Consider the following 12,263-nt stretch of genomic DNA (forward strand, 5'->3'; position numbering starts at 1 on the left):
GATGAAAACGTTCCTCGCTATCGCTGCCGCACTGGGCCTCTCCGTGTCCGCCGCTTCGGCAGACTGCGCCTATCATCACTCGAAGGTATCGGCGTCAGTCGACACACAGACGACGACAGCGAGCGTCGAGAAGGCTGACATGTCCAAGGCTACGGACGCTCAGACAGTCGTGAAAAAGGAAGTACCGCCGAAGACCGAATAGACTTCAGCGGATCCCGCGCGAACGCTGGGCTGCGTCGGCTGCCGCCGTTGCGTTCGGCGCCTGACAGTGAGGCTGATGTCGTCTTGTACGCTGGCTATCCGCAGATACTAACTTCGTAGAGGTCAATGTCTTCAGGGTGCGCAGCGGCAATTGATCGCCATAGGTCCAAATTATTATGCCCCCTTCCTCGTCGATCCGGACGGCCCATATCGAGGCGGTCTTCAACGCGCGGCAGTAGATTCCGCGCGGCCGGCTTATGCCGGCAGGCGATGACAATCCCGTGAGGACCTGACCAAGGCCATCGATTCGGCGACAACCCCTGGCAAATCGGCTATGCTGCCACATCTACTAGTGGCAGCTGCGGGCGGCCATCACGGCGGTGACCGCCCCCGACACACGGGAGGATGGTTATGGCCGGCTTTCATGTCATGGCGGACGCCTACGGGATGCATGTGCAGCCCGCGGTGCGCCGCATCACCACGGCGGATCTCTGGGATGCGCTCAGGCTCGGCGCCGAGGATTTCTGGGCAAAACCGTCCCACTACGTGTTCCTGTGTTTGATCTACCCGATCGTCGGCCTGATCCTTACCCAGTGGAGCTCGGGTTCCAACGCCATTCAGCTCGTCTATCCCTTGATGTCGGGCTTTGCCCTTGTCGGGCCTTTTGCCGCGATCGGGCTCTACGAAATCAGCCGCCGGCGCGAGCTCGGCATGAACACGAATTGGCGCCATGCACTGGACGTGCGCCGTTCCCCGGCATTGCCGTCGATCGCGGTCATCGGCATCATGCTGTTTGCACTGTTCCTGTTGTGGCTGTTCACCGCGCAATCGATCTACACCAGCCTGTTCGGAGACCAGCCGCCGGCCTCGATCGGCGCCTTTGTCCGCGACGTGCTGACGACGGGCAAGGGCTGGACCCTGATCCTGCTTGGCAATGCGGCCGGTTTTGTCTTTGCCGTGGTGGTGCTGGCCACAACGGTGATCGCCTTTCCGTTGCTGCTCGACCGTGATGTCGGTGCCGTCTCGGCAATCGAAACCTCGGCCCGGGCGGTGATGGCAAACCCGTTGCAGATGGCACTGTGGGGCCTGCTGGTTGCCGTGCTTCTGGTGATCGGCTCGATCCCGCTGTTTGCCGGGCTGGCCGTGGTCATGCCGATCCTGGGCCATGCCACCTGGCACCTCTACCGCAAGGTGATCGAGCCGGCACAGATCCGGCCGATCCGCCGGCCGATGTAGCTAGACTAGAGCATGATCTCCAAAAGTCGGAACCGGTTTTGGGAAAGATCATGCCCGGCTGGAGGGACTCAGCGCTGCGCGTCGGTCGCCATCTTCAGCGCCAGCGCCGTCAGCACGCCCCCCATCATCCAGCGCTGGATAACCAGCCACAATGGCCGTCCGGCAAGGAAGGTGGCGATCGAACCGGCCGTCACCGCGATGATGGCATTGACGGTCAGGCTGATCGAGATCTGCGTCGCACCCAGAACCAACAGCTGCGACAGCACATGGCCTTTGCCGATGCTGATGAATTGCGGCAGCAGCGACAGATAGAGAACGGCCACCTTGGGGTTGAGCAGATTGGTCATCAGCCCCATGGCGAACAGCTTGCGCGGCCCGTCCTTCGGCAGGTCTCGCACCTGGAACGGCGAACGTCCGCCCGGCTTCACCGCTTGCCAGGCAAGCCACAGCAGATAGAGCACGCCGGCAAAGCGCAGCGCGTCGTAGGCATAGGGCACGGCGAGCAGCAGCGCCGTGATGCCGAACGCCGCCGACAGCACATAGAACAGGAAGCCGACCGCGACCCCACCAAGCGAGATCAGTCCCGCCTTCGGCCCTTGCGACAGCGAGCGCGAGATCAGGTAGATCATGTTCGGGCCTAGCGTCAGCACCATGCCGAGGCAGACCAGCGCGAAGGCGATATGGTTGGCGGTATCGGGCATTGTTCGTCCCCAAGCACGCCCGCGATGCGATCCCGCGAGCCGCCAATATCTGCCTGTCACGGCAGGCGCCCGCAAGGGCTTGCCGGCACCAGGCGTTGCGCCAGAGGAGCGGTTACGGCATGTCGCTCCAAAGCGCCTCCGGTTTCGGGACAACGACATGCATAAGAAGGACCCAAAGCGCCGTTTCGACGCGGCGTGCCTTAGCCGACCACCCGCAGGTTCGACAGTTCGTTGCCGATTTCCTTGAAGTCGTTCGACAGGCTGGCGCCGGTCGCATTCCAGAACAGCTTCGCCGGTTTGCTCGGATCCGTCGGGTCCTTGCGGAAGCGCGAGTCCGATGAGCAGGATTTCAGCGCATTGATCGCCAGCTTGTCGCTGGCCTGGCTTGTCGATAGGTCGAGCGCCACCGTCATCACCATGATGTTGGCCGCCTTGGCGTTGTTGCAAAGCGTTGCCATCTGTTCGTTGAGCGCATTGGTGTAGTTGCCGTTCGAATAGTCGAACTGACCGATGGCGCCCGATGTGCCCATGAACATGCGGCCGATCGAGGTGCCGTTGTAGCCGGGGTTGAGATAGCCGTAGGACGCGTAAGTCGATTTCGAGTTGGCGGGGTCCGAATAGCCAAGCGAGGACGGCGTGTAGTAGGTGTTAGCGCCGTCGGTCAGCACGATCACCACCTTGTCATTGCCTTTTTCCGTTTCCCGGCGCCCTTGCGTGAACGGTTCGCCGCTTGAGACCACCCGCCAGCCCCACGCCATGCCCTCGGGAACATTGGTGCCGCCATTCGGCTGCATTAGGTCGATCGCCGCCTTGATCGCGGTGGCCCCATCGGCGACGCTCACATCGCTCAGTGGTGTGATCGGATTGGTGGTGCAACTGTAGTTCGGGCCGTTGCCGGCGGGCAGCGCCGGCGCATCGATCGGCCGTGGCTGGAAATATTTGGCCATGTTTCGCTGCCGCGCTTGACCGGTGCTGCTCGTAGGATCGTCATTCCACCAGCTATTCACCGCGCCGTAGGTCACCGGGGCGGCCTCGTCGGGATCCTGCGTGAGCTTCCAGTGATTGCCGGGTTCGTCCGGAGCGAACATCGGCACGAACATCGTTGCCGGATCGCCGACGCCTATGCCTGTGTTGGCCGAGCCGCCGGACGGCGATGCGTCGTTGACATTGTAGGGATAGGGCCGGGCCTCCACGCAGCCTTGCCAGCTGGCGAACGGACCGTAGGAATCGATGTAGTCATATTCGTCGTGGCTGCGTTTGCAGGTGTTGTTCGAATTGTATTCGTCGCAAACCACCCGCTTGCTGTTGACGACACGCTCGTGGTTGGTGACGACCTTCATGTCCCGGTAGAGTGAAAATCGGGTCAGCATCTGCCCTTCCTCGCTGCCCCAGCCAGTGCCGCGTTTGTACCAGATGCCGTTGGTCTGCTGGGCGTATTTGTTGGCCGCGTTCAGTGTCGACCAGTCGAAATTCTCGTTCGACGCCGGCGACAGGCCCTCCGTGTCCATCCACGAAGCGTTGCCATTGGCGGGGCCGACATTGACCGAAGCGGCAAAGGGCACGAGGCCAAACTGCACCGGCTTGTCGACCTGCTTGATCATGACCGCCTGCTGGGCCAGCGTGTCGACCAGCTGCTTGGACGCGGTCTTGAGAAGATCGATGCGCTTCTGGCCTGAGCCCGTGCCGAGCGTGGTCATCGATCCGGAATTGTCGAGCACCAGAGCAACTTCCAGCGTGTTCTTCAGCCGCACCTGGGAAGTGACGTTGAAGTTGATCCTTTGATTCGCATCGGTTGCCGATTTGCCGACGAGCTGGGCGAAGGCAGGATAGAAATAAGGCTTGTAGGCAAGCTGCGCCGTCATCGTGAGCAGGCCGCCGCCGCTGGTGTTGCTGGGCAAGGTGACGTTGAGCGTCGCGCTGGCCGGATCGACATCGTTCAGGTTGGCGTTGAAGAAGTCGAGCGCATAGGCTTTCAACTGGTCGTCGGTCGCGCCTTCCGTCAGCCGGCGCGCCGTGGCGAAGTTGGCGGCGTCGAGCGCATTCGTCACCATCTGCTTTTCGCGGTTCATTTCCGTGAAGTCGACCGCGATCGCCAGGCCGCCCATCAGCGGTACCATCGCCACGACAGTCATAAGAGCATAGTTGCCGCGCCGGTCGCGGCCGAACTGACGCCAAAGTTCATGCATGACTTGCAGCGGCCCCCGCCGGCGGATTCTCGATTGACGCCAGCCTTCCACAAAACGCTGAAGGCCGGGTTTGGGAAACCGCTCTATTGCTTGGTCGACGCTTCACCAACCGCTAACCAATGCAAGCCTGCGGCCCCGATCCGGTCTAAGGCAAACGCCCTGTCGGGGCAGGGCGTTCGCAGTTTGGCGATCAGCTGACGATGCGCAGGTTGGACAGTTCATTGCCGATCGCCTTGAAATCGTCGGAGAGTGTCGCTCCGGTCGAATTCCAGAACAGTTTCATCGGCTTGCTCGGATCGGTCGGATCCTTGCTGAAGCGGGAATCCGACGAACAGGCTTTCAGCGCATCCATCTGTGTTTTTTCCGCCGTCTTGGTGGCATCGAGGTCGAGCGCAATGGTCATGACCATGATGTTGGCGGCCTTGGCGTTGCTGCACAGCGTGGTGAAGTACTCGTTCATCGCCTTGGTGTAGTTGGCGTTGGAATAGTCGGTCTTGCTGACGCTGTTGCTGGTGCCAAGAAACATCCGACCATAGGTGTAGGCGTTGCTGAAGGGTACGATGTAGCCGAGCGCCGAATAGATGGCCTTGCTGCCCGCCAGATCGTTGCCGCCATAGTTCCAGTTGGTTCCAGAGTAGCTCTGAGCCGTCACCGACGTTGGTGTGTAATAGGTGTTCGCACCATCGGTCAGGACGATCAGAACCTTGTCGTTGCCTCTTTCTGTCTCGGGTCTGCCTTCGGTGAACGGGGCAGTGCTGGAAAGGGTCCGCCAGCCCCAGGCCATGCCTTCCGGAACATTGGTGGCGCCGTCGGCGGCCATGGCGTCGATGGCCGCCTTGACTGTGTTCGCTCCGGTTGTCGTGGAAACGTCGGTCAGAGGCGTGATCGCGGTCGTGCTGCAACTCGTGTTGGGGCCGGCATCCATGCCGTAGGCTGGAGTAACCGTGGTGCCCGGGTCGGTAAAATATTTCGGCATGTAGCGCTGACGTACCGCGCTCGTGCCCGTCGACCCGTCGGCAAGCCAATTGTTGTTGGCGGGGCGAGGTGGGTTGTTGCTGTCGGTGAGATCGGTTTCATCGGGCGCGAACATGGGCACGAACAGCGTCGCCGGCGTCCCGGTCGCCCCCTCGGTGTCGTTGACATTGTAAGGATACGGTCGAGATTCGACGCAGCCGCCCCAGGAAGCGACGCTTCCATAGGTATAGTTGTAGCCGCTTTGCCAAGTCTTGCATGAGCCATTGGAGTAGGTGGCGGTGCATTTGAACTGCGCGACATAGGTGGCAGTGGCGGTGCGCTTCATCTGGTTGTAGATGGAGAAGCGGGTCAGGGGCAGGTCCTTCTGGGTTGCGTCCCAACCGCTTCCTTTGGCGTACCAGACGCCGGCGATGTTCTGGGCATACTTGGTGGACGAATAGGTCGAACTCATGCTCGCCCAGTCGAAATTCTCGTGATGGATCGGCGAAATCCCGGTGGTGTCCATCCAGGATGCCGAAGCGTTGCCCGGGCCGACATTGACCGATGCGGCGAAGGGAACGAGGCTGAACTGGACTGGGTTGGTGACCTGCTTCATCATCTGCGCCTGGCCAGCCAACTGGTCGACCAGCTGCTTGGCGGCATCCTTGAGAAGGTCGAAGCGTACCTTGTTTGATCCTTTGCCGAGTTCCGTCATCGAGCCGGAATTGTCGAGCACCAGCGACACTTCCAGCGTATTCTTCAGTCGGACTTCGGAGCATGCGCCGAAGCTGATGTCGCTGTTGGCGGCGCTGCCACCCACCAGCACTTTTGCAGTCGGCAGGAAGTAGGGCTTGTAGGTCAAGGTGCTGCAGAGCTTCAAGGTGCCGCCGCCTGCGTTGTTATTGGGCAGCGTCACGGCGAGCGTGGTGTTGGCTGGATCGATATGCGCGAGATTGGCTTCGAAGAAATTCTTGGCGTAGGCCTTGGCATCGGTGTCGCTGGCGCCGGCAACGATCTGCTGGGCAGTGGCGACGCCGGCCGCGTCCAGGGCGTTCAAGGCGTTTTGTCGCTGCCGCGTCATTTCCGTATAGTCGACGCCGATTGCCAGGCCACCCATGAGCGGTACCATGGCGACGACAGTCATGAGCGCGTAATTGCCACGCCGATCGCTTCCGAATCTCCGGATCATTGTTCCAAAATACCCCCGCCAAATCGATAATCGGTGGGGATCGTGTCATAAATCGTTAAATTTCACGTTGCCGTAATATGTCCAAGGTCGAGCCGCCCTTTCAACGCGCGTTAACCATATGCTGTCCAGTGGTGGCTTTGGGTGCCAACGGATAGCCCGATCGGGCGCACAGTTCGCCCTTCGCGTCGATCTCCGGGTGAAAGCTGATGACAGCACGGATCGGTTCGGATAATTCGAACCCGCTGCGGCGAACCGTCGGCCGCCGCACTCGCAACGCTCATATCGAAGGAAACGGCATGGCGGATTCGCCTGACATCGTCGGCTCGCTTGAAGACGTCTCAAAAGCCTATTCGGCAATTCTTTGCGATGTCTGGGGCGTGGTGCACAATGGCGAATGGCATTTCCCGGCAGCTGCGGTGGCGCTGGCCAGGGCAAGGGCAGCCGGCATTCCCGTTGTTCTCATCACCAATTCGCCCCGCCGCAGCGCCGATGTCGTGGCTCAGATGAGTGCGATCGGCGTTCCGCCGTCGGCGTACGACCGTGTGGTGACCTCGGGCGACGTGACCCGCGACCTGATCGCGGAAGGCCCACGCAAGATCTTCCATATCGGCGCCGACCGCGATCTGACGCTCTATGACGGCCTCGATGTCGACCTCGTCGAGGAATTCGAGGCCGCCGGCGTCGTGTGCACCGGCCTGTTCGATGACGAGGTCGAGAAGCCTGAGGATTATGCCGACCTTCTGCGCCGGTTGCGTGCCAGGAACCTGCCATTCATCTGCGCCAATCCCGATATCATGGTGGAGCGTGGCGAACGCATCATCTGGTGCGCCGGCGCGCTGGCGCGCGACTATGCCCAGCTTGGCGGCCGCACGTTGATCGCCGGAAAGCCCTACGCGCCGATCTACGATCTTGCGATGAAGGAGGTGGCGGAGGTGCTTGGCCGGCCGGTCGAGCGCTCTCGGGTATTGGCCATCGGCGATGGGGTGATGACCGATGTGAAGGGGGCGGCCGACAATGGTTTCGACGTTCTCTATGTTTCCGGCGGCATCCATGCCCGCGACTATGGCGATGCATCCCGGCCGGATCCGGCCAAGCTCGGGCTCTTTCTGGAGCGGCACGGCTATCGTCCCGTGGCCGTCATGGTCAGACTGCAGTAGGTGGCAATGGTAGGCTTCCAGCATCTCACCGCGACCGCGCCGCTGCCTGCCGATCTGCGTGACGGCGTTGTCGCGATCGGCAATTTCGATGGCGTCCACCGTGGTCATCAGGCGGTGCTCGAACGGGCGCTGGCCGAGGCTGTGCGGCGCGAAGTGCCGGCCCTGGTGCTGAGCTTCGAACCGCACCCGCGAAAGGTCTTCAGACCCGACATGCCGCTGTTCGTGCTGACGCCGCCGCCGATGAAGGCGCGGCTCTTGTCCTTGCTGGGTTTTGCCGCGCTCGTCGAGCAGCCGTTCACGCGCGACTTCGCGGCGCTGTCGGCGGAAGCCTTCGTCACCGACGTACTGGAGAGGACGCTCGGCATCACCCACGCCGTGACCGGCTTCGATTTCCATTTCGGCAAGGACCGCCAGGGCGGACCGGCCTATCTGATGGCAGCCGGCGAGCGCCATGGCTTTGGCGTCACGCTCGTCGACGCTTTTCGCGACGAGGGCGCCGAGGTAGTTTCGTCGAGCCGGATCCGGGCCCTGCTCTGCGATGGCGAGGTAGTCGAGGCCGCCGGTCTGCTGGGTTATCGGTTCACGGTCGAGGCCGAAGTGATCGGCGGGCAGCAGCTCGGCCGCACGCTGGGCTTTCCCACCGCCAACATGAGGCTTTCACCGGAAGCGACTCTGAAGGAAGGGATTTATGCCGTCCGCTTCCGCCGCGCCGACGGCACGCTGCATGACGGCGTCGCCAGCTTCGGCCGCCGCCCGACCGTTGACGACAACGGCGCACCGCTTCTGGAAACCTTTGTCTTCGATTTTTCCGGCGATCTCTACGGCGAGACCTGCGAGGTCTCGTTCTTCGGCTTCCTGCGCAGCGAGATCAAATTCGACGGCCTCGATGCATTGGTGGTGCAGATGAAGCGCGATGAAGCCGAGGCCCGGGCGCTGCTTGCCGGCGTCAAGCCGCTTTCGCAGCTCGACGCGGCGATTGCCTTCTGACTTACTTTTTCAACGCCAGGCCGACCGCGATGAAGGTCCAGCCCTGGAAGATCAGGTCGATCGCCAGGAACAGTCCGAGCACCCACAGGCTGTTGACCGGCCACCCCATGGCGATGATCAGGCCGGCAAGCACGCTGATGAGGCCTGCCGCGACGATCCAGCCCCAGCCCTGTTCCGGACGGTGGCTGTAGCCGACCCAGGCCCGCAGCGCGCCGGAAGCGACGAGCGCAACGGCCAGCAGGAAGGTCAGCACCGCCGAGGCCAGCAGCGGATTGTCGAAAGCGAAAAATCCGGCGACCGCATAAAGCAGCCCGCTGAGCAGCCAGTAGAAGAAGCGGCCCCAGGTCTTGACCCCGAAAGCATGCATGATCTCGATGATGCCGGCCACCAGCATCAGCCAGCCGACGACATAGACGGAAGCAACTGTGGCGATGAACAGATTGCCGAAAGCAATGCCGCCGAGGATCAGCAGCACCACGCCCAGACCAACAAACCACCCCCACTTTTCCCGCGTCTGGCCGATCGCGTTCTTCAGTGTATCGCGGTGCAAGGTCATGATCCATTTCCCTCCACATATGGCCGCGCATCCTGCGGTTGAAGGAAGGTAATCCCAATGGCACTACCCGTCCAGCGCGGTGGCTATTGCAAAGGCGCGGCGAAGCTGGTGTCATCCCGCTTTGCATCAGGGAGGTATGACAATGAAGCGATCCCATGGGCTCGCCCTGTTTTCCTCAACTTTCGCCCTGTTCGCTGCCAATGCGGCTCCCGCATTCGCAGCGCAGCCCGGCGATCCGCCGGATGGCATCACCAAGATAGAAACGGTGGTCGTCATCTTCGCCGAGAACCGCGCCTTCGACAATCTCTATGGCCATTTTCCCGGTGCCGAAGGCATCGACAAAGCCAGCCAGGAAAGCCTGCAGCAGCGCGACCGTGACGGCTCGGTGCTGTCCGAACTGCCGCCGGTGTGGGACGGGCTGACCGCCAAGGGCGTCACGCCGCCGGTGACGCAGGCGATGACCGAGCACCTTCCAAACGCGCCGTTCACCGTGAACGACGCGAAGGGTTTCAACGTTCCGCTCAGCGTCACAACGCACGATCTCTGGCATCGCTACTACCAGAACCAGATGCAGATCGACGGCGGCAAGAACGACATGTTCGTTGCCTGGGCCGATTCAGGCGCCATGCCGATGAGCAACTGGGACGCCTCCAAGACCGACATGTGGGCGGTCGCGCAGAAATACGTGCTGGCCGATCATTTCTTCATGGGTGGGTTCGGCGGCTCGTTTTTCAACCACCAATGGCTGATCTGCGCTTGTGCGCCTTACTACGCCGATGCCGACAAGAGCCCGGCCAAACCGTCGATTTCGGTGACGGATGATAGCGGCACAGCGCTGAAGATCGCCGACAATTCGCCGAAATCGGCGCGCGACGGCATTCCGAAATTTGTCTCCGATGGCAATCTGACGCCGGACTTCCATGCGGTGAACACGATGCAGCCGCCGTACCAACCGAGCGGCACCGATCCGGCGCCTGGCGGCGATCCGCTCCTTGCGGATCCGGCCAAGCCCACCACGCTGCCGCCCCAGACGGAGCCGACCATCGGCGACATGCTTAGCCTCAAGCACATCACCTGGGCATGGTATTCGGGCGCCTGGCAGTACACGCTCGACCATGGCAACAAGTCGCCGGTTCCGAATTTCCAGTACCACCATCAACCGTTCAACTATTATGCCAATTACGCGCCGGGCACCGAAGCCAGGCGCGAACATTTGCGCGACGGTGGGCTGGGCGGCGTTAGCTTCATCCAGGCGATCGACGACGGCGCCCTGCCACAGGTCTCCTTCTACAAGCCGCAGGGCAATCTCAACGAGCATTCCGGCTATGCCGACATCGAGGCCGGAGATCGCCATATCGCCGACGTCGTCGCCCATCTGGAGAAAAGCCCGCAATGGCCGCATATGCTGGTCGTCGTCACCTATGACGAGAATGGCGGCATCTGGGATCACGTCCCTCCGCCCAAGGGCGACCGCTGGGGGCCGGGCACACGCGTCCCCGCCATCATCGTTTCGCCCTTCGCCAAGCACGGCTATGTCGATCAGACGCCCTATGACACGACTTCGATCCTGCGCTTCATCACCGAGCGCTTCGAACTGCCGGTGCTGCACGGCATCGTGGTTCGCGACAGGGCCGTCGCCGCGCATGGCGAACCGCCGCTCGGCGATCTTACCGCCGGGCTCGACCTCAAGTGAAGGCCCGTGTCGGTAGGAAAACGATGAACGCTGACGGGATCGTCGCCCTTGTCACCGCTGCCGGCATCGAGCTTACCGACCGCCGCCGTAACGCCGAGGGCGACGGCTGGTCGCTAAGCTTTGCCAACGGTGCAACGGTGGAGGTGGGTGACGACGGATCGGCCCGCATTGCCGGCAAGGGCAGCAAGGCCGTGAGAGGGCTGCTGGACCTGCCGACCGCGCCGCGCCGCGTCTGATCCGGCGCGGCCGGACACACGGTTGGCCGACGCAACTGTTACGGATGTTAAGTCAAATTTTACCGAACTGGCGCCATGGCTTGAGCGATGCCGGGTGTTTGTTCCGGCGTGTTTCGCGTATGGGGTATCGATGCGTATTGTCCGAGCGATTCCGCTGCTTCTGACGGCCTCCTTGCTGGGCGCTTCCGCGGCCGAGGCCGGCGACGGCCCCTTCGGCTGGCTGTCCGGCGACTGGTACCTGACGGTTGGCGCCACGGGCATGGTCGCGCCGAATTTCGAGGGCGGCAAGGAATACATGCTCAGCGCCCAGCCCATCATCTCCCTGGGCAAGGCCGGTCCCCAGGCTCGCTTCACCTCGCGCAATGATAATATTTCGCTGGCGCTGGTCGATGATGGCGGAGTCCGCGCCGGCCTGACCGGCAAGTTCCTGTTTTCGCGCAGCAGCGACGACGAACTCGAGGGACTCGATCCGGTGCGCTGGGGTGGCGAAGTCGGCGGCTTCTTCGAATTCTATCCGACGGACTGGATGCGCGCGCGCGCCGAATTGCGTCATGGCATCCGTGCCCATAACGGCTTTGTCGCCGATATCGCCGCCGACGCCTTTTACGATGTGACGCCAACGGTCAGGATTTCGGGCGGCCCGCGCGTGTCCTTTGCTTCGGCGAACTATTTCGACGCCTATTATGGCGTCAACGCGCAGGAAGCCGTGGCCTCGGGCCTGAGCCAGTATAATCCCGGTGGCGGCCTGAAATCCGTCGGCCTGGGCGGCGCGGTGACCTGGAAGGTAACCGATCCGATGACAGCCAGCCTGTTCGGCGAATATTCGCGCCTGGAGGGGCCGGCAGCCGATTCCAGCCTGGTCAGGGAGCGCGGCGACCGCAACCAGTTCATGGTCGGTGTGTCGACCACCTATCGCTTCGACTTCAAGATGTAGGCGAATCGAACGAGACGCTTTATTCCTGCGTCCATCTCCGCTAAAAGCCACGCCATGATGAGCTTTTCGCGCCTTTTCGCGATCGCGATACGAATTACTGGCCCGGTGTTCCAGGTGGCCTGAGCGCCGCCGGAACCGCCGGGAGTTTCGCGCGCGCCCTCGCGCTTTTTCAGAACATCGACGCATATCGCCCAAAAGTGGGTCCGGTTTTGGGAACGATGTGCGTCAATCAA

At 62.1% G+C, this 12,263-nt stretch carries 11 protein-coding genes; 7 read left to right on the plus strand and 4 right to left on the minus strand.

What is annotated here, in order from left to right; all coding sequences use genetic code 11:
* Position 1 precedes the first annotated feature (1 nt).
* Both ACLGL5_RS20215 and ACLGL5_RS20220 read left to right on the plus strand, forming a co-directional pair.
* Positions 2 to 202: a hypothetical protein gene (locus ACLGL5_RS20215; protein WP_019857465.1), complete on the plus strand. Its 201-nt coding sequence runs from the start codon at positions 2 to 4 to the stop codon at positions 200 to 202.
* A 410-nt stretch (positions 203 to 612) separates the two neighbouring features.
* Positions 613 to 1,437 (plus strand): DUF2189 domain-containing protein, encoded by an 825-nt coding sequence (locus ACLGL5_RS20220; protein WP_027046709.1) that lies wholly within the window; start codon positions 613 to 615, stop codon positions 1,435 to 1,437.
* A gap of 68 nt (positions 1,438 to 1,505) precedes the next feature.
* Here ACLGL5_RS20220 and ACLGL5_RS20225 read toward each other — a convergent pair whose 3' ends face one another.
* From ACLGL5_RS20225 to ACLGL5_RS20235, 3 genes are all read right to left on the minus strand, one after another.
* The gene (locus ACLGL5_RS20225; protein WP_069091886.1) at positions 1,506 to 2,138 is read right to left on the minus strand and encodes a LysE family translocator; all 633 of its coding nucleotides are present in this window, start codon (positions 2,136 to 2,138) and stop codon (positions 1,506 to 1,508) included.
* Between the two features lie 200 nt (positions 2,139 to 2,338).
* A complete protein-coding gene (locus ACLGL5_RS20230) occupies positions 2,339 to 4,324 on the minus strand; it encodes a TadE/TadG family type IV pilus assembly protein (RefSeq protein WP_171903279.1) in 1,986 nt (661 codons plus the stop codon).
* A 190-nt stretch (positions 4,325 to 4,514) separates the two neighbouring features.
* The gene (locus ACLGL5_RS20235; RefSeq protein WP_019857470.1) at positions 4,515 to 6,467 is read right to left on the minus strand and encodes a TadE/TadG family type IV pilus assembly protein; all 1,953 of its coding nucleotides are present in this window, start codon (positions 6,465 to 6,467) and stop codon (positions 4,515 to 4,517) included.
* A 296-nt stretch (positions 6,468 to 6,763) separates the two neighbouring features.
* Here ACLGL5_RS20235 and ACLGL5_RS20240 point away from each other — a divergent pair, with 296 nt between their 5' ends.
* Together ACLGL5_RS20240 and ACLGL5_RS20245 are read left to right on the plus strand one after the other, a co-directional pair.
* Complete coding sequence (locus ACLGL5_RS20240) at positions 6,764 to 7,624, plus strand: TIGR01459 family HAD-type hydrolase (RefSeq protein WP_069093381.1); 861 nt, start codon at positions 6,764 to 6,766, stop codon at positions 7,622 to 7,624.
* 6 nt (positions 7,625 to 7,630) lie between these two features.
* Entirely contained in the window at positions 7,631 to 8,611 is a 981-nt protein-coding gene (locus ACLGL5_RS20245) for a bifunctional riboflavin kinase/FAD synthetase (protein WP_038652499.1), read from the plus strand.
* A gap of 1 nt (position 8,612) precedes the next feature.
* Here ACLGL5_RS20245 and ACLGL5_RS20250 read toward each other — a convergent pair whose 3' ends face one another.
* Complete coding sequence (locus ACLGL5_RS20250; RefSeq protein ID WP_069091888.1) at positions 8,613 to 9,167, minus strand: HdeD family acid-resistance protein; 555 nt, start codon at positions 9,165 to 9,167, stop codon at positions 8,613 to 8,615.
* A 136-nt stretch (positions 9,168 to 9,303) separates the two neighbouring features.
* Here ACLGL5_RS20250 and ACLGL5_RS20255 point away from each other — a divergent pair, with 136 nt between their 5' ends.
* The 3 genes from ACLGL5_RS20255 (at position 9,304) to ACLGL5_RS20265 (ending at position 12,030) form a co-directional block, all read left to right on the plus strand.
* Positions 9,304 to 10,860 (plus strand): acid phosphatase, encoded by a 1,557-nt coding sequence (locus ACLGL5_RS20255; RefSeq protein WP_245307124.1) that lies wholly within the window; start codon positions 9,304 to 9,306, stop codon positions 10,858 to 10,860.
* 23 nt (positions 10,861 to 10,883) lie between these two features.
* Positions 10,884 to 11,096, plus strand: coding sequence for a hypothetical protein (locus ACLGL5_RS20260; RefSeq protein ID WP_069091890.1), 213 nt, complete (start codon positions 10,884 to 10,886; stop codon positions 11,094 to 11,096).
* Between the two features lie 130 nt (positions 11,097 to 11,226).
* A complete protein-coding gene (locus ACLGL5_RS20265) occupies positions 11,227 to 12,030 on the plus strand; it encodes a MipA/OmpV family protein (RefSeq protein WP_069091891.1) in 804 nt (267 codons plus the stop codon).
* The last annotated feature ends 233 nt before the right edge of the window (positions 12,031 to 12,263 follow it).

It is taken from the genome of Mesorhizobium sp. U510 (assembly GCF_059180695.1).

What these genes read in the sequence shown, in the direction of transcription:
- ACLGL5_RS20265 (WP_069091891.1), top strand. Translation starts at nt 11,227, where the DNA reads ATGCGTATTGTCCGAGCGATTCCGCTGCTTCTGACGGCCTCCTTGCTG.
- ACLGL5_RS20230 (WP_171903279.1), bottom strand. Translation starts at nt 4,324, where the DNA reads ATGCATGAACTTTGGCGTCAGTTCGGCCGCGACCGGCGCGGCAACTAT.
- ACLGL5_RS20245 (WP_038652499.1), top strand. Translation starts at nt 7,631, where the DNA reads ATGGTAGGCTTCCAGCATCTCACCGCGACCGCGCCGCTGCCTGCCGAT.
- ACLGL5_RS20225 (WP_069091886.1), bottom strand. Translation starts at nt 2,138, where the DNA reads ATGCCCGATACCGCCAACCATATCGCCTTCGCGCTGGTCTGCCTCGGC.
- ACLGL5_RS20255 (WP_245307124.1), top strand. Translation starts at nt 9,304, where the DNA reads ATGACAATGAAGCGATCCCATGGGCTCGCCCTGTTTTCCTCAACTTTC.
- ACLGL5_RS20235 (WP_019857470.1), bottom strand. Translation starts at nt 6,467, where the DNA reads ATGATCCGGAGATTCGGAAGCGATCGGCGTGGCAATTACGCGCTCATG.
- ACLGL5_RS20220 (WP_027046709.1), top strand. Translation starts at nt 613, where the DNA reads ATGGCCGGCTTTCATGTCATGGCGGACGCCTACGGGATGCATGTGCAG.
- ACLGL5_RS20215 (WP_019857465.1), top strand. Translation starts at nt 2, where the DNA reads ATGAAAACGTTCCTCGCTATCGCTGCCGCACTGGGCCTCTCCGTGTCC.
- ACLGL5_RS20240 (WP_069093381.1), top strand. Translation starts at nt 6,764, where the DNA reads ATGGCGGATTCGCCTGACATCGTCGGCTCGCTTGAAGACGTCTCAAAA.
- ACLGL5_RS20260 (WP_069091890.1), top strand. Translation starts at nt 10,884, where the DNA reads ATGAACGCTGACGGGATCGTCGCCCTTGTCACCGCTGCCGGCATCGAG.
- ACLGL5_RS20250 (WP_069091888.1), bottom strand. Translation starts at nt 9,167, where the DNA reads ATGACCTTGCACCGCGATACACTGAAGAACGCGATCGGCCAGACGCGG.